Below are 16937 nucleotides of genomic sequence, written 5' to 3'. Positions count from 1 at the left end.
AGCTATAATGCCGCAAACTAAGCACCCACAAGGGCAAAACCAGATGATTATTATGACCACCAATTTCGGTGACATCGAGATTGAACTGAACCTAGAACGAGCACCAGTTAGCTCAAAGAACTTCAAAAAATACTGTGAAGATGGCTTCTACAACGGCACCATTTTCCACCGCGTTATCGACGGCTTTATGATCCAAGGTGGCGGTCACACCGAAGACATGGCAGAAAAGCCAACACGCGCCCCTATCGCGAACGAAGCAAACCGTGGTCTAAAGAACCTTGTTGGCACTATCGCAATGGCGCGTACCGATGCACCGCACTCTGCAACGGCACAGTTCTTCATTAACTTGGAAGACAATGATTTCCTAGACCACACCGCTACTACCAACCTAGGCTGGGGCTACGCCGTGTTTGGTAAAGTGACCGCGGGTATGGATGTCGTAAACCGCATCGCGAAAGTGAAAACGACCTCTAAACTTGGTCACGATGATGTGCCATGCGATCCAATCATTATTGAGAAAGTGACGATCAGCGAATAAGCCCATTCGCCTCTTCGGAGAAATCGTCGCTATAAAACGAAAAAAGCGCCTAATGTCAGATGACTTAGGCGCTTTTTGTTTTTGTTGCTGAAACAAATGAGCAGCGAGTTTACAGTGTAAAGAGTGAGCAGTTCTAGCGATTACATCCCTTTGAACAAACTTTGAGATGCACGGCTCACAGCGAGCTTAGTTTCTCCAACGTGAACAAACATTCTTCCAGCAAAGTCTTTGTTTACTTTGCTAATTTTGCACACTTGCACAACGCTTGAACGGTGTACTTGCCAGAACTGTTCTGGGTTAAGCTGCCCTATCAACTCTTTCAACGAGGTGCGAATCAAATACTCCTGCACTTTGCCTTGTCCTTGTTGGGCATACACAGAAACGTATTTTTCTTCCGCTTTGAAATACAATACATCAGACGTAGCAATCAGATGAATATCTTCCCCTTGCGTCGCTTTGATCCACTGAAGATATTGCGGCGTTTGTGGCGCGGATAATTGCTGCAACTGTTCTAACAGGCTGCTCATCTGCACATTACTGCTTTGTTGCTCTCGCTTAGCAAGGCGTGCTTTCACTCTTTCACACGTCGTCAGGAGGCGCTCATCCGAGATAGGCTTAAGCAAATAATCGGCGGCATTTTGTTCAAAGGCTTTGATGGCGTAATCATCGTACGCAGTAACAAACACAATCAAAGGTGGATTGGCGAGTTGATTGAGTTTTTGCGCCAATGTCATGCCATCCAAAACTGGCATACGAATATCGAGAAACGCAATATCAGGTTGGCTTTGCTCAATGGCTTGCAACGCTTGTTCACCATCGGCGACTTTGGCTATCACCTCTAGCTCTGGCCACACTTCAGCTAGGCTTTTATCAAGATGATGCCTCAATAGCGGTTCATCATCAGCAATAATGGCAGTAAACCCTGTATTCATTCCTTTCTTCCTTGATTACGATTCCATTGGCCAACTCAGGCGAACACAAACACCACCCTGAGCAGACTCACTGATAGAAACCTCTCCTTGCCCTGCGAACAAAGCTTCAACTCGCTGCTTGAGGTTACTTAAACCGACGCCAGAGCCCATGTGCCCACTAACATGATTCAAGCCAACACCCGTGTCTCTGACTTCAATCTTCAAGTTCTGTCGTTCACGCTTGATGAGCAAACTGATTTCGCCGCCTTCTCGCTTCGGCTCAATACCATGGATGATGGCGTTTTCGATTAAAGGTTGGAGCATCATCGGCGGTAATTCGGTTCTGCCTAGCCCTTCTTCCACCTCAATCTTGTAACTGAGTCGATCACCCAAACGAGTTTGTTGGATGCCTAAGTAAGCCTCAAGTAACGCCGTTTCATTGTCTATGGTGGTGTGTTCTTCGCGTGAGCTTTTGAGCGTCGCACGCAGCAGCGCGGTTAACTGTTCTAGCATTAGCTTGGCTTTATCGACATCTTGCGACATGAGCGCACTGATATTTGCCAAGGTATTGAATAAGAAATGCGGTTCAATCTGGCTTTGCATCTGCTTAAGCTGACTCAGCAACAGCGCACGATCTTGCTCTGCTTTCTCGCGCTTGATGGCTTCCAACTCTCGTTGAGCAACCGCCTCTTTCTCACGCGAGTAAAAATAGAAATAACACATACCGCTAAACAGTAATCCCATTAAGCCAACAGGGATCATATCGGAGATACCAAAATACTCTCCGAGCCAAAATTGCGCATTAATCACCCCAAACAATAAACAGGCAACAAGCGAACACACCACTTCTATCATACGCGGGATGGTTGGAAACAAACGGTCAATCAACCATGAGAAGAAGATAGCCGAATAGCCAAATCCAAAGCTAACCGCCACATGAATGTAAAATGGACCGCCCCAAACCGAGAGCGTCATTGCTGCGATAAAGAGACAAAATGCCGTGGTCACTAATAAGCTACGCGGCCATCCACTTTTTACCACTGATTTTGCTGAACACATTTAGAATTTCCCTTTGATATTAAATACAATCATATGCTTATCATTGATTTGTGCGTAAGCAGATTGGTCGTCTCCGGTTAAAAAGCGTGCGGCAACTTCCACTTCTACACTTTGATCGCCAGTATCAATCCATTGGTAGTTAAGCCACTGCGTGACAATCACACCGCCATCTTGTGGCGACAACATCACATCCAACGTGGGGGTTACATCAATTAGCCAGCCCATATCTGCTTTGCCGTTCCATGCAGCCCACGCTTCCACATCCCAACTCCAGTGCAGCATTACGTTATGCTGAACGATATTGGCATGCTGAAACCCTTGGGCGTAGCTTGTCGCAAGTAGAGCGCTGCTAGCCAACAGAGAGTTGTTAGGTTCAGGGATCTGAGAGAGTAATTCGCCACGCTCTATTGCTTGTTGCCATTCGCTTTTCGACCATGCTCGGCTGTCGTACCAATATTCAGCAATCACGTTGTGTCCGGCTTGGTTTGCCCAGTTCAATCCAATCAAGGCTTGGAATGCACTGCCCTGCGCCTCAACTGAAACGGGTCGGTAAAGATCATCCTGCTGAAACTGATAGCCAACACTTTGCTTTTGCCACAGCATGGAACCGTGCATGGCGATGGATTCATCCCACACCGCAATGGCACTGGCTCCGAGTAAACCTCGGCGCACATCATCGTAATAACCAATAAGTTGATACTCGGTATCACCCACCAGCGCATAACGACGAATACCAACACCTTGCTGCTCTGCGGCTTGATCCAGTGCACTTTGGTCTTGTTGCCCCCAACTTGAATCAGTTGCAATCACCGTCCACTCGCCGGCCATATCGTAGTGTGAGAGTGAAAACACACCCGCACCTTCTTCTGCTACTAAGCCAACAGGATTTTGTCGATAAGGCTTAAACAGATCCAAAGGTCGGTAGCCATAACCCACGCCCCAATCCACGCGTAACTTACCCAAACTCACATCAAGAGTGGTATCACCAACTTGCCACTCCCCTAGCCAAGCCAGCTCTCTAATCAACAGTTGGTTATCAGCTTCACTCCACCAATCACTCTCTCCTTGTTGATTGAGGTACAAACCTTGGCTATACAGAGCGAACAAACCACTGAAGTTGTGATAATTCACCTGCACATCCAACAGTGCATTAAGTGAATCACGAGAACTGCTCTGCGCCAGCATAAATGCGCTATCCCGTTGCTTGGCCGTTTCGTAACTGACAGCCCAATCCCACTCAAAACTCAGCTCATCATTGGCAAAAACTGGGGCTGCTGTGCCCACACACAACGACGCAGCAATCAACAAACTGGTGCTTTTGTTAAGGTTAGGCTGGTGCGGTTTCATGTGACTTCCTTGCTCGTTTTTATGGTTCTATTTACGAAGCTCAGACTAAAGCTGAGTCGTGTTGGCTTTTGGCAAATAACTTGGGTTGTAGAACTTGTTATCCAGCTGCCAAGGCACGATTTCTTGGTACTCGATAACGGTCTTTTTGCTCGGCTGAATGCTATCAAGCAAGGTCATCTCACTGACGTAGTCTTCACCGTTGTCGCTTGCACGTCCGTATTGCGCTTGCTTGGCGAGTTTGCCCGAGCGCAAGTAAAGATCGGCTTTGATTGGAAACGCATCTTGCTCAGACAACCACAAGTCGATCTTCTGATAGCTCGCCCCTTTGGTTTTCGCGGTTAACGCAAGGTGATAAGCCGCGACACTTTCCCCGTTCACCGAAACGGTTTCTGTCGCTTTCCATTCACCTTGATAATCTTGGCTCCACGTCAGGGTTGAGATGTCGCCGATAGACGCTTCCCCAAGCAACTTCTGCATTGGCGTAATGCGAATCGGGCGGCGGCTCTTTGGCATTTGCAGCCAGTAGTTATCGCCCATCATCAACATCTTTTGCCCTGCTTCAACCGCCGATTTGAATACCACCAGCGATTCACGATTTGGACGCGTGTACACGTGGTAAAGGCGAGTTTTATCTAACTCTTGGTCTTGATATAAGCGCACCAGAGACACCACTTTGGAGGAATCATCTTGCAAGCGGTAGCTGTCGGCTTTTTCAATCAATTGCGCAACTTGCTGTGCATCTAGTGCTGTTTCATTCGCACTGACATTCATGCTTGCAACGCCATTTACCGTTAGCAATGCAATTGGTAATAGTGATTTGAAATTAAACATAAATCAGTGCCTCCGTAATTGGCTTGTTCACCCCTTTGCGCGCCGAGAAAAACGCTGCAATCAAACAAATCATCATTACTGCAAATCCTGCTATAGCCACCAGCTCCCAAGAGAAGTAAATCGTCAATGGATAACCTTCTGTACGTCCTGGTGGTGGCGGCATTTGCACATCCACGACCATCAGTAAGACGGTAACTAACCCTGTAAACAAAGCGCCAATTAAGCTGCCAATCACCGCAAGTAACCCTGCTTCGCGCAAGAACCCAGCAATGATTTCGCGAGGGTAGCTCCCAAGCGCCGACAAGGTGCCGATTTCACGTGTACGCTCGGTGACCGACATGGTCATGGTGTTGAACAGGGCGACAAAGACTACCAACGCCATTACTGCGCCCATGATGCCGAAGATGCGGTCGTACAAATCTTTCACTTTGAGATAGAAGAACGCACGTTCTTGCCAAGGCGTGATCTCAATATCTTGCTCGCCAAAGTTCTGCTTTTGCTTACTCAAAACCGAAGCCACTTGTTGCTCGACTTGGTTAGTTAAACTGGTATCGAATAGGAAGACAGATAGCGCACTGACTTTGTCTGAACCGAGCAGCGATTGTGCGCTGTTGATGTGCACGTACAACTGGCGTTTATCAAGCTCAGGCACGCCTGTTGAATAGATGCCACGTACTTTGAAGTCATACGCGTTCAATGCGCCATCGGTTGTGGTCGCCAGCAAGGTAATCCAATCGCCAACGTGCACGCTTAGGTTATTCGCCAAATCAACGCCGAGCATCACTTCTGGCTCTGCTGGGTCATAACGCGATGCGTGAATGTTGGACAGCGTCTGCCCTTCGCGCACATCCAAAAACGGTCCTTTCATATCGAATTCGCGCTCGTTCACGCCAATGCCGATAAAGATCGATGACTTGTTGCCGTTGGAAATTAAACCGCTGAATTCAACTCGCGGCTGCACGCCTCGCACTTCGTTTAAGCCAATCAATTGCTTGGTGATGTCGTCGGCGTGAGTTAACCCGTTACTCAGCGGCATCTCTTCTTCTTTGGCGAAGTAACCCGGAGTGGTTAACGTCAGATGCCCCGTGTCACGCGCTGTCGATTCTTTCAAACTGTCGTAGGTGTACAGACCAAAACCGCCCGCACTGGTTAAGGCAAACACGGCAATGGCGATGATCAGCATCGACAACAAACTGCGGCGGCGATTGCGTTGCAGGTTCAACCAAGCAAGGCGAACGGAAACTGGAATTAGCTTGCCCATGAAACCTCCTCCACACTTGCGTGCGTTTGGGTAATTTTGCCATCCACCAATTCAATGGTGCGATCGCAACGGGATGCCATGCGAGGGTCGTGAGTGGCGACGATAAAAGTGGTGCCAAGCTCGTGTCCGAGCCCTTTCATAATGTCGATGACCTTGTTGGCAGTTTGGCTATCAAGACTTGCGGTTGGCTCATCAGCGATCACCAATGCAGGTTTGTGCACTAAGGCGCGCGCAATTGCCACACGCTGCTGCTGACCGCCCGACAAGTTATCGGGCATGTGATGAATAAACTCACCCAACCCAACGTGTTCTAGCATTTGTGTGGCGAGCTCGGTTTGTTCTGCTTTTGAAAAGCCGTTGAGATGCAGCGGATAAGCCACGTTCTCTAGCGCCGTCATCACGGGGACAAGATTGAATTTTTGGAACACAAAACCAAGCTTTTCTCGGCGCATTTTCGCCGCATGCATTTGTCCGGTTGGGTATGGGCTGCCTGCAAATGTCACCTGACCTTGGTATTGAGTATCCAGCATGCCAAGCACGTTAAGTAAGGTGCTTTTGCCTGAGCCAGACGGCCCGCACAGAGCCACCATTTCGCCGGAAAACACTTCACCAGAAACGTCTCGCAATGCACGTACGGTTTGGCTGCCAAGGGCGTAATCGCGACTGAGTTGATTAAAAACGATCATGACGCCTCCCTAATACTTGGCTAACAAAGCTTTCGCGGTTTGCGTTTCTAGATTGCTGTCGCCCAATTGCTCCATTTGCGCTAACCATATTTTGGCTTGTTGAACATCTTTAGCGCGCAGTGCCGCTTCAATGGCATAACGGTAAATCCAAGACGTTGCGGCGAAAGGTTGTTGGCTAAAACTCGGTTCATCGAGCAGAGAAAGGTACAGCTCGTAGCCACGCTCAAAGTGATTGAACATGTCTGGCAGAGAGGTAAACGTAGTAGCTGCCATGGCGGTAGCTAGCTGGTATTCCGGCAAGCCTTGTAAGCGTTGTTGCTCTTGCAGTGGAACTGGCTGGTTCGCCATTAAATCCAAGCCTTTTTGGATTGTGGCAAGACCGCACTCGGTGAACTTCATCTTGTTCCAAGGCATAAACGCCTCACGACCTTGCAACGTCTCAGCACTGCCCAAGTAAACCAAGGTCACCGGCGTTGCGCCCTGCTCTTCGAGTTGTTTGGATAGTTCGCCATAAACAGTATCAACTAAGCCAGAGTCACCCTGCGCCGCTTGGTTGAATTGACTGAGTGTGCGCTCGCTTGGGTTAGCCAGAGCCAGATTGCTGCTAAGTGCAAATGCGGCGATAAACGTACTTGCCAGTTTAAGAGCTTTGATTGAGCGAGATTGAGAAACCATCATGTACTGTCCTTAGTTGAACGTGATTTGATGGTTTCAGATTAAGGGAGAAGGTCGCACGCTGCTTTTGCATGCGACCAATGGCAGTTATGCAGAGTGAATGGTATTGAGAGAGGATGAATGACATTCACTTAAACAGAAAATACAATTCCGCTCATTCGTAACTCTACATTTTTACGGCAGTCACAATAAAAACACTGGCTTAAAATCTGAGGCTAGTGTATTTATCCATCCCACAGCTACCCATAACAGACAGTGTCGCACTCTCCTTTCTTACACACCTTTGCATGGTGTCTGTTGTTTCGAAATCGAGATTCTTAGCATCGGAATAGTTTGAACTCTTCGAGTTTTAGTTGTTTTCGCACTCAAAATAGGTGCGTTATTAGGTCGTTGAAAATGAATAAGCGTTATTTCCCAAGAGTTGATTTGCCACTGCTAATGGCGATCATTCCGATCATGCTGTTAAGTTCGCTCACTCTCTGGAGTGCCAGTAGCTTTAATGAGGCGATGCTCTTCAAACATTTGGCGCGCTGCGGACTGACATTAGTTTGTATCTTGGTCATGTCCTCGATTCCAGCGTCCAGCTATCAGCGCTCAGCTCCATATCTCTACATTATTGCGGTTGCTCTGCTACTTGCTGTCGCTTTATTTGGTGATAGCACCAATGGCTCTCAACGTTGGCTCGATATCGGCTTCTTCCGCTTTCAACCGTCTGAGCTAATCAAACTTTCCATTCCAATCATGATCGCCTGGATGCTGCATATTGAAGGAGGTCGACCAGACAGTCGGAAAATTGCGTTTTGCTTACTTATTACAATGATTCCTGCCGGGTTAATCGCGCTACAACCGGATTTAGACGGTGCAGTTTTTACCGTCATTTATGCATTGTTCGTTTTGTTTTTGGCTGGCATGAGCTGGAAAATAATATGCGGGTTTATTGCGAGCATTTTAACGTTAGCACCTATTTTATGGTTCTTCGTTATGGAAACCTATCAAAAGAGCCGTGTAACACAGTTCTTGCACCCTGAGTCCGATCCACTGGGTTCGGGCTACCAAATCATCCAATCTTTGATTGCGATTGGCTCAGGCGGTATGAAAGGCAAAGGTTGGATGAATGCAACGCAGGGAACACTTGGCTTTATTCCAGAAAGTCATACGGACTTTATTTTTTCGACCTATGCGGAAGAATGGGGCTTTGTTGGCAGTTTAGTCTTACTCGCATTGTACTTGTTTATTACTGCACGCGTTATGTTGCTTGCATGTCAGTCTGACCACTTTTTTAGTCGGCTGGTAAGTGGCGCATTAGCGATGAGCTTTTTTCTGTATGCTTTTATCAATACGGGCATGGTGAGTGGCTTGTTGCCAGTAATGGGTAGCCCACTTCCCTTCTTTAGCTATGGCGGCACGGCGATGCTAACTCAAGGTATCTGTTTTGGTGTAATCATGTCGCTGTGTTATTCCAAATATCGTAACGCATAGCGTTGCTTGAGAAAAAGCGATCAAAAAAGGCTTCCCTAAGGAAGCCTTTTTACAACGATATGAGCGAATTAATTACAGCTCTGCGTTGTGGTAAACCTGCTGAACATCATCACAGTCATCTAGAAGATCTAGGAATTTCTGGAATTTCTCAGCATCTTCACCCGATACAGGCGTATGAGTTTGCGGAACGAATGTGATTTCTTCAACATCGATCGTTAGATCTGGGAATGCACCGTTAAGCGCAGTTTTTGTTTTGAAGAATTCTGTGTGAGGTGCGAATACAGTGATAACACCGTCTTCTAGCTCAACGTCAGTAACGTCTACGTCTTCCATCATTAGCGTTTCTAGGATGATTTCATCATCGTCGCCTTTGAACTGGAATACCGCTTGGTGATCGAACATGTGAGAAACCGAGCCCTCAACACCAATTTTCGCACCGACTTTCACAAAGCATTGGCGTACATCTTGGAAAGTACGGTTGCCGTTGTCTGTTAGACAGTCAACGATAACGCTAGTACCGCCAGGGCCGAAGCCTTCGTAACGTGCTGGAGTGTAGTCTTCACCACCGCCACCGTTCGCTTTGTCGATCGCTTTATCGATAACGTGCGCAGGAACTTGGTCTTTTTTCGCTTTTGCGATCAGGTGTTTCAAAGACAAGTTCATGTCTGGATCACCACCACCGTTTTTCGCGCACATGTAAATTTCTTTACCGTATTTGGAATAAACTTTAATTTTCGCGCCTGCAGTTTTCGCCATAGAGGCTTTGCGCACTTCAAAACTTCTTCCCATCGGGATGTCTCTCTAAATTCAAATTTAATGCGAAGGATTTTAGCAAAAAGCGAAACCTTTTCAATTTCGCTTAGCAAAGGAATAGGGAGGTTACCTCATTCGTCGCATTGGATTGAACCATTGCCACGGTTCGCGTTAAGCGACACCCATTACTCGTTTGTACTTTTCGACCGATTGCTGGAAAAACGCCTTTTCATCAGCATCGTTAATCTTGGACAACTGTTCTTCTATTGCTTCAGGACCAGATTTGGCCTCTCTGAGCTTCCAAACCAAAAACGACGCCTGCTTATCCAGTTCGATTTTGTTTTTTTCGTCAGGCGGCAATAGGGATAGATTAAACGACATTCACAGCCTCAAGGTACTTTAAATACTAGCCGGGCACTATATCACACAGAGTTACAATTACAGAATAGAAACGCACTTAACTTGATCGATTTCAAGTTAACTATTTAGGCACAGCGCTGATTTTCAGTGCTTTTGGTAAATGCTGTTCGAATATTTGTTGTAATCGAGTCTTGGTAACGGGTTTAGCCACGAACTCGTTCATCCCAACATCGAAGCAATGTTGCTGATCCTCTTTAATGACATTGGCACTTAGCGCAATAATTGGAACGTGTTTCCCCCACTCTCCCATTTTTCGAATTCGCTCCGTAGCAATAAACCCATCCATCACAGGCATTTGGCAGTCCATAAAAATCAAATCGAAAGGCTGCTGATCACACAGCTGCAATGCTTCTTCGCCATGGTTGGCGACACTCACTCGCACACCCAGTTTTTCTAACATGATGCGAACTACCTTCTGATTGACGATGGTATCTTCAACAACCAATACCCAAGGTTTATCATTATCTTGAGGGCTGATTTCGTTGTCTTCCGCTTTCCGGAAATCTAATACATTAAGTTGGTCGGTATAGGTCGATTGCGCATTTATTACAGCAACAGGAATCGAAAATTCAAAACAGCTTCCCAGCCCAAGCTCACTTGTTAGTTGTATTTCCCCTCCCATCAAGTTAACCAACTGTGCAGCTATCGCCAAACCAAGCCCTGTCCCACCATACTTTCTGGTGGTACTACCATCAGCTTGTTGGAAGCGTTCGAAGATTGCTTGTTGGTGCTCTTTCGCAATACCAATACCAGAATCCACAACTCGAAACCGGATATGAGCGGTCTCTCCATCAAGTCGAGATAACGCTACAAGAAGCTTCACATGGCCGCGCTCGGTAAATTTAATCGCGTTGCTCAACAAATTGTTCAGAACTTGTTTCAATCGTGTGGCATCACCTTGCACTTCCATTGGCAAGTGAGGATCAATATCGCTGAGCAGCTGTAAGTTTTTCTGCTTGGCTTTGACACTATGTAAACTGATGACATCGTCAAGTAGCTCGCGAAGATCATAGCTCGTGTATTCCAGCTCTACTTTGCCAGCTTCAACTTTAGAGAAGTCCAAAATGTCGTCGATGATCGTCATTAGTGAGTGAGAAGAACTGTCAATGATCTCTACAAACTCTTTTTGCTGGGGATCGAGGTCGGTGTCATTGAGCAACGACGACACACCAATAATGCCATTCATCGGTGTGCGGATCTCATGACTCATAGTGGCAAGAAACTCACTTTTCTTACGATTAGCGACTTCTGCCCTGTCGCGTTCAGCTTCTAACTCAGTCTGGTGCTCTTTCACTTTCTCAACACTTCGGTTGTATTTCTCTGCCAAAACACTCACTTCATCAAAGCACCATCGTTTAGGGAGAGTCACTTTACTCGGCACTGTACCACCACGAAAATCGCTCACCGCACCTGACAGCAATTGTAATGGATTGACCAACAAGCGAAACGCCACCCAAAGAACACCAATGATGAGGACAAGAATTTTGATCGCTTCTGTCGTAAGTAGAAAAAAGAACTGCTGCCAAAGATCTTCATATATCGCGCTAAGATCCGATTGAACCGTTAATATCGCGAGATCATACGTTTTATCGCCGACCCGATACTGCATCGGCCAGCTTCTCTCGACAACATCCTCAGAAAGCGCCGAACCTAATTCAATGATAACTTCGTCTTCACTAGCAATACGTAAGTAGTCCACCGAGGGCATACGCATTGCACCTTGAGCTTGTGTCAGCAACAGCTCCCTATCCTCTACCCACAAACTCGCAGAAAAGCTCGATAAATAGCTAGACTCAACCTGCTTTAATTCAACATCTAAATGGGCTAAATCTTCGTGAAAAACTCGATATAAGCTCACTGTAGAAATGATGACCGTAAAGATTAAACTCAACGTTAATACCGCCAACATAAGTTGGTTGCCGATACTAAAACGACGTTGAGATCGCTCTTTTTCATCCATATGAAACCGCTCCGATAAACTTGCGCTACTCTAAATATAGCTACGCACAAATAATAATCGAGGATACGATGAAAAGACTTCTACTTAGATTGGCTTTTAGCTTAATTGTTGTAAGTTCTCATGTGACCGCAAATCAAGTGAACTATTACATCATTGCTGAACAAGCTCGACCATTTCAAATTGAACAACAGGGACAAATGCACTCCGGAATTGTGACCGATATCGTCAGCGCTATCTTCGCGGAGTCGGATTACCAAGTGAATTATCATACTTATCCATTTAAACGTATGATTTCCATATTGGAAGAAGGCGCTGAGCCAAACTGGTTAACTTATGGCAGCCCGAACTGGGGCAAGGTGCAATCGGAAAATTTATCTGAGGAGCCCATTTACACTGTAAAACATGTACTGGTATCGAGTAGCGAGAAGCCTTTAGAGTTCAAAAATATGGATACGATGCATGGTCGTTCTATTGTATTACTGCTGGGGTTTGATTATCCAAATTTAACACCGTTCTTTGAAAATGGCAGTGTCAATGAAATGCGCGTGAAAGACTACAACGCCGCATACCGAGTGATAAGCCGAACCCCTGGAGATACAGCTTTTGTCGAGATGGAATCCCGAGTTCTTTACAACTTAAAGCGACTCAATTTGCCGTTAGAGAATTTTCAGATACAGCCTTTCAGCTCGGTTATTCCTGACTACTCAATCTACCTGGCTTTTTCTCCTCAAATGCAACCAGAAACTCAAAATTACATCAATACACGACTCGTCGAATTAAAAGCCTCAGGGGAAATTGATGAAATCATTCAAAAGTATCAATGAATCACCTCATTAACAAAAACGCCAACGATGATACGTTGGCGTTTTTGTTTCTGGGAAATCTGTAGCACTTACTTAGTGTGGTTAACAAACTTAGGATCAAACATGTGCCCCAATTTACTCGCCTTGGTTTGCAGGTAATGTTGATTACTTGGGTTATTCCCTTCTTGTAATGGCACTCGTTCAATGACGTTAATATCAACCGCTTTTAAGGCGGCGAGCTTGCGTGGGTTATTCGTCATTAGACGCACAGCGTCAATCCCCAAATGCTCTAGCATTCCTTTACAGAACGCGTAATCACGCATATCAGCGGCAAAACCTAAACGCTCATTTGCTTCCACGGTATCTGCGCCATCATCTTGTAAGTGATAGGCACGAATTTTATTAATCAAGCCGATTCCACGCCCTTCTTGACGTAAATAAAGCAGCACGCCACATCCCTCTTTGACGATGTTTTGTAGCGCTCTATTAAGCTGAAAACCACAGTCACAACGCGTGCTAAATAGAGCATCTCCGGTAAGACACTCCGAATGCAACCGAATAAGTGGAGCTGCACTTTTTGTTGGCTCACCATAGACCAGAGCAAGATGCTCTTTATTTGTCGCGGCTTCAATAAAGCCGTACATCATAAATGTGCCCCACTGGGTGGGCAATTTGGCTTTATCGATAAACTTCACGAGATTGTAAGGCTCAACATGTCTCAGCTCTGCCCGCACATTCATCAGAATCTCTCCTAGATGATTTTCTCCTTTACCATCTCCCCCGTCTCCCCAAAAGGCATCTTTATGAGAATGCTCTGTTAGGCAAGCGTTACCCGTTCTCATTAATTGCTGCGCTAATGGTGGATTTTGTAGAAACTTTTCCCTAACGATGAAAGCCATAACAGCCAACTTTATATCGTCCCAATCGCTTCTGACAAAGTGTTCGTATTTGCGGCTTAAAGCAAACGCTTCGTCAGGGGTGCTTGCGTGCTGAATTTTACTTTGCAACTGAGCATCGAGAAACTTTTGGGCTTGGTAATAATGTTCGCTGGTGGGCCAAGTTTGGGAGGAGATATTGACTGGGGCATGGCAAAAATTTGAGAGAAAACCGTGGGGCTCATCGGGCTCATAAAAAAGGATTTGATCAACCATACTTGCGCTCCTTGCTTTGTGGTTGCGATAATCAACAAAAAGCATATCGCTACTGATATATCTAGTAACACAAGGTCAGATTGTCAAACTTCTTCGGGACGGGACGTGAGTGTGAAACTCGTGCTTTTGAGGCGCAAGACAGGTAAATGGAGGTTTTGAATAAGAGAGTAATAGAGTGAAAAAATAAAAAGGGCAGTCCGTCGACTACCCTATGGGTTGCTAAACCAACCTGAGGCGATCAGTGTATCAAGCCAAGCTCCCTTGCTTCTTCAATGGTCAACCCACTTTCACGGATCTCACGTAACGCTTCAATGCGTCTTCTGGCTTCTGCTGATTTCACTGTTTTCTCTGGCTTCACAACGGTTTCCTCATCAGGTAATTCCCATTTGTGAGCGATGTTGGTCATCTCGTCATGGTCGATAGAATTAATGGACATATTTCCTCCGAACACACCATGTTTTCGATGCGTAATCTATAGCAAAACCGGAACAAGGTGGTAAGAAAAACTGTAGGGAAATGTGACCCCTCCCGCCCTTTCGTTAACTCCTTAATAGATTCATCATTTAAGTTTTGCCAAGGGACAAATTTACGATTAAATTTGAGTAATTCCCCCTACGAAAAGTGTGCTGATCTAGCTCTCAATTCTGCTCTTCTTTAGTTTTATCAACGACGCATTACACCACTTCCTGTTTCACCTAACTTTCGAGTCACTTCACTGATTCATAGTTTGATACTTTCTAAAAACCGCCACACCTGATAATGATAATAATTATCTTTTAGCTTGGTAAGGTGTTTATATGGATGGTATTAACTTAAGTCATGCATACCACAATGACCCGGTCATCCAGATCCGAGATTTGTGCGTCGATTACATCACTGATAATGGTGATTTTAATGCGGTAAAGTCCGTCAGCTTTGATATCGGCAAAGGCGAAGTATTTGGTCTTGCCGGTGAATCTGGATGTGGTAAAAGCACAATTGCATTCTCAATAAATCGTCTTCATAAGCCGCCAGCGTTCATTTCTGGCGGTAAAATATGGTTTGATGGCAAAGATATCCTTAGTATCTCAGACTCTGAACTGACCGCTCTAAGGTGGAGTGAAATCGCCATGGTGTTCCAGAGCGCGATGAACTCACTCAACCCTGTCTTAACGATACAAGAGCAATTTGCAGATGTGTTACGACATCATCAAGGCCTCACTAACGCTCAAGCAAAAGATAGAGCAGAAAAGTTGTTGGACTTGGTCAATATTCCTCGAGAACGCTTAGCAGAATATCCTCATCAATTTTCAGGAGGAATGCGTCAGCGCTTGGTGATAGCCATTGCTTTGTCTCTAAATCCAAAACTGATCATTATGGATGAACCCACAACAGCATTAGATGTAGTGGTACAGAGAGAAATTTTACAGCAAATTTATCAGCTTAGAGATGAGTTCGGTTTTTCAGTCCTCTTTATCACTCATGACCTGGCACTCATGAGCCAACTATGTGATCGAATTGCAATCATGCGTCACGGAGAAATCGTCGAAGTCAATCGAGCATACGATATACGCAATCATCCTCAACACCCCTACACGCAAAAGCTATGGGCTTCTTTCCCAAACATCCATGACGTCCACAAACAACCAGAGTTACAAGGAGCGTAACCATGAGCCAGCCTATCATCCAAATGAAAAATGTGATTAAAGAATTCAAAGTAGGCGGTGGTTTAGCGAAAGAGGAAACCTTTCGTGCGCTTCAAGGAGTGACTTTTGATCTGTACGCAGGAAAAACCTTGGCTTTGGTTGGAGAGTCAGGCTGCGGTAAGAGTACTTGCGCTCGTTTAATAACCAAAGTCTATCCAGCAACGCAAGGCGAGATCCTTTTCAATGGCACTGACATAAATGAGATCACGTCACGATCGGCTCTACAAGAATATCGCAGTAAAGTACAAATGGTGTTTCAAGATCCGTTTGGCTCTCTCAATCCAACTCATACCATTCGCCATCACCTAACACGTCCTTTAGAAATTCATAAACAAGTCAAAAACGCGCGCGACATCCCAGCCCGCTTGGAAGAGCTCCTAAAGCTGGTGGAACTACCTGAAGAGACATTGAATAAGTTTCCTCACGAACTCAGTGGTGGGCAACGTCAGCGAGTAAACTTAGCAAGGGCTTTAGCGGTAGGTTCGCAAATCATTCTTGCGGATGAGCCTACGTCTATGCTGGATGTTTCTATTCGCTTGGGAGTGTTGAATTTAATGCAACGAATGAAGCAAGAACTGGGAATTGGTTTTTTATACATCACTCATGATCTGGCGACTGCGCACTACATCGCGGAAGAAACCGCAGTAATGTACAAAGGGCAAATCGTTGAATGGGGCGACACTCATTCAATACTTAAGAATCCGCAGCATCCTTATACTAAGCTGTTGATTTCTGCCGTTCCTGATCCTGACTTACCTTTTGGTAACTTAGTGAAAAATGAGCCAAACTATTCGATAGATGCCGATGAAATTCGTCAACGTAGCAGCATAATTGTCGACGAATTTGATCAAATAGGGCCAAATCACTATGTAAAACAATGGACTGAGGCAGCGTAATGGATTTGAGTACTTGGCAAGATCAAATCGCCATGTGGTACGAACAGCGGAAACATGATCAAGTAGAAAAATTGGAAACGATCTTATATCAGGTGCCTGATGACGTGTTTGGACCCGAATTGAGCGATCTTCAAAGTAAAGCGATTGCTTGCTGGTTGGATGGATGTTTACGCGTGTTTCAACATGCAAGCTACCAAGACCCTCAGAAAGCATATCAAACCTTGCTTTATACGAGTGCAAAGCTTGAACAAGCAGCATGCCAAGTCTCGACTGATATTCTGATCAAAGATTGGTGTTTGAGACGACTTCAGCATCTCACCGTTGTGGCGTTAGAGTTTTGTAATCAGCAGTGTGATCAAAACAAGTGGCAGGAACAAGCCCATAGCTTAATCGAATCACATGTTGCGTTGATGCGTTCATTACATTGGAATGAACCCAAGAAGCATGATCAAGGTTTACCTCATTAGTCCGGAAAAATGATC

The 16937-nt window shown here is 45.7% G+C and carries 18 protein-coding genes; 6 read left to right on the top strand and 12 right to left on the bottom strand.

Going from position 1 to position 16937, the window contains the following annotated elements:
- Nucleotides 1–43 precede the first annotated feature (43 nt).
- Nucleotides 44–538 (top strand): peptidylprolyl isomerase, encoded by a 495-nt coding sequence (locus R8O10_RS17625; RefSeq protein ID WP_020195057.1) that lies wholly within the window; start codon nucleotides 44–46, stop codon nucleotides 536–538.
- A gap of 140 nt (nucleotides 539–678) precedes the next feature.
- Here R8O10_RS17625 and R8O10_RS17620 read toward each other — a convergent pair whose 3' ends face one another.
- From R8O10_RS17620 to R8O10_RS17590, 7 genes are read right to left on the bottom strand one after another with little or no spacing between them, the layout of a single operon-like run.
- A complete protein-coding gene (locus tag R8O10_RS17620; protein ID WP_047102486.1) occupies nucleotides 679–1470 on the bottom strand; it encodes a LytR/AlgR family response regulator transcription factor in 792 nt (263 codons plus the stop codon).
- A 15-nt stretch (nucleotides 1471–1485) separates the two neighbouring features.
- Entirely contained in the window at nucleotides 1486–2508 is a 1023-nt protein-coding gene (locus R8O10_RS17615; protein WP_017821053.1) for a sensor histidine kinase, read from the bottom strand.
- Nucleotides 2509–3855 (bottom strand): hypothetical protein, encoded by a 1347-nt coding sequence (locus R8O10_RS17610; RefSeq protein WP_206953049.1) that lies wholly within the window; start codon nucleotides 3853–3855, stop codon nucleotides 2509–2511.
- Nucleotides 3856–3900: 45 nt separating this feature from the next.
- Nucleotides 3901–4686, bottom strand: coding sequence for an outer membrane lipoprotein-sorting protein (locus R8O10_RS17605; protein ID WP_054575276.1), 786 nt, complete (start codon nucleotides 4684–4686; stop codon nucleotides 3901–3903).
- Entirely contained in the window at nucleotides 4679–5947 is a 1269-nt protein-coding gene (locus R8O10_RS17600) for an ABC transporter permease (RefSeq protein ID WP_262637827.1), read from the bottom strand. The genes R8O10_RS17605 and R8O10_RS17600 overlap by 8 nt, the downstream gene beginning before the upstream one ends.
- On the bottom strand, nucleotides 5935–6633 hold the full coding sequence (locus tag R8O10_RS17595) for an ABC transporter ATP-binding protein (protein ID WP_222712172.1): 699 nt from the start codon (nucleotides 6631–6633) through the stop codon (nucleotides 5935–5937). The genes R8O10_RS17600 and R8O10_RS17595 overlap by 13 nt, the downstream gene beginning before the upstream one ends.
- Before the next feature lie 9 nt (nucleotides 6634–6642).
- A complete protein-coding gene (locus R8O10_RS17590; RefSeq protein ID WP_318191583.1) occupies nucleotides 6643–7311 on the bottom strand; it encodes a hypothetical protein in 669 nt (222 codons plus the stop codon).
- 393 nt (nucleotides 7312–7704) lie between these two features.
- Here R8O10_RS17590 and rodA point away from each other — a divergent pair, with 393 nt between their 5' ends.
- The gene (gene rodA, locus R8O10_RS17585) at nucleotides 7705–8787 is read left to right on the top strand and encodes a rod shape-determining protein RodA (RefSeq protein WP_017821057.1); all 1083 of its coding nucleotides are present in this window, start codon (nucleotides 7705–7707) and stop codon (nucleotides 8785–8787) included.
- A gap of 72 nt (nucleotides 8788–8859) precedes the next feature.
- Here the strand turns inward: rodA and R8O10_RS17580 are convergent, their stop codons facing one another.
- From R8O10_RS17580 to R8O10_RS17570, 3 genes are all read right to left on the bottom strand, one after another.
- Nucleotides 8860–9576 carry a YebC/PmpR family DNA-binding transcriptional regulator gene (locus R8O10_RS17580; RefSeq protein WP_005374482.1) on the bottom strand — a complete coding sequence of 239 codons (717 nt, stop codon included), beginning with the start codon at nucleotides 9574–9576 and terminating at the stop codon, nucleotides 8860–8862.
- A gap of 135 nt (nucleotides 9577–9711) precedes the next feature.
- On the bottom strand, nucleotides 9712–9921 hold the full coding sequence (locus R8O10_RS17575) for a DUF3283 family protein (protein ID WP_005374484.1): 210 nt from the start codon (nucleotides 9919–9921) through the stop codon (nucleotides 9712–9714).
- Nucleotides 9922–10021: 100 nt separating this feature from the next.
- A complete protein-coding gene (locus tag R8O10_RS17570; protein WP_005383197.1) occupies nucleotides 10022–11920 on the bottom strand; it encodes an ATP-binding protein in 1899 nt (632 codons plus the stop codon).
- A gap of 68 nt (nucleotides 11921–11988) precedes the next feature.
- On the opposite strand from R8O10_RS17570, the gene R8O10_RS17565 reads away from it, so the two are divergent.
- Nucleotides 11989–12744, top strand: coding sequence for an ABC transporter substrate-binding protein (locus tag R8O10_RS17565; protein ID WP_318191582.1), 756 nt, complete (start codon nucleotides 11989–11991; stop codon nucleotides 12742–12744).
- A gap of 68 nt (nucleotides 12745–12812) precedes the next feature.
- On the opposite strand, the gene ribA is transcribed toward R8O10_RS17565, so the two are convergent.
- Nucleotides 12813–13874, bottom strand: coding sequence for a GTP cyclohydrolase II (gene ribA / locus R8O10_RS17560; protein WP_017635221.1), 1062 nt, complete (start codon nucleotides 13872–13874; stop codon nucleotides 12813–12815).
- 238 nt (nucleotides 13875–14112) lie between these two features.
- The gene (locus tag R8O10_RS17555) at nucleotides 14113–14310 is read right to left on the bottom strand and encodes a PA3496 family putative envelope integrity protein (RefSeq protein ID WP_005374493.1); all 198 of its coding nucleotides are present in this window, start codon (nucleotides 14308–14310) and stop codon (nucleotides 14113–14115) included.
- A 361-nt stretch (nucleotides 14311–14671) separates the two neighbouring features.
- On the opposite strand from R8O10_RS17555, the gene R8O10_RS17550 reads away from it, so the two are divergent.
- From R8O10_RS17550 to R8O10_RS17540, 3 genes are read left to right on the top strand one after another with little or no spacing between them, the layout of a single operon-like run.
- Complete coding sequence (locus R8O10_RS17550; protein WP_005374497.1) at nucleotides 14672–15520, top strand: ABC transporter ATP-binding protein; 849 nt, start codon at nucleotides 14672–14674, stop codon at nucleotides 15518–15520.
- 2 nt (nucleotides 15521–15522) lie between these two features.
- Nucleotides 15523–16455 (top strand): ATP-binding cassette domain-containing protein, encoded by a 933-nt coding sequence (locus tag R8O10_RS17545; RefSeq protein ID WP_258457229.1) that lies wholly within the window; start codon nucleotides 15523–15525, stop codon nucleotides 16453–16455.
- The gene (locus R8O10_RS17540; protein ID WP_047102478.1) at nucleotides 16455–16922 is read left to right on the top strand and encodes a hypothetical protein; all 468 of its coding nucleotides are present in this window, start codon (nucleotides 16455–16457) and stop codon (nucleotides 16920–16922) included. Before R8O10_RS17545 ends, R8O10_RS17540 begins: the two co-directional genes overlap by 1 nt.
- Nucleotides 16923–16937: the final 15 nt, after the last annotated feature.

It is taken from the genome of Vibrio sp. 1727, from assembly GCF_033344415.1.
Classification (GTDB): Bacteria; Pseudomonadota; Gammaproteobacteria; order Enterobacterales; family Vibrionaceae; genus Vibrio; species Vibrio alginolyticus.
Note: the sequence above shows the minus strand (reverse complement) of the source record. Positions and strands in the feature narration are given on the sequence as shown.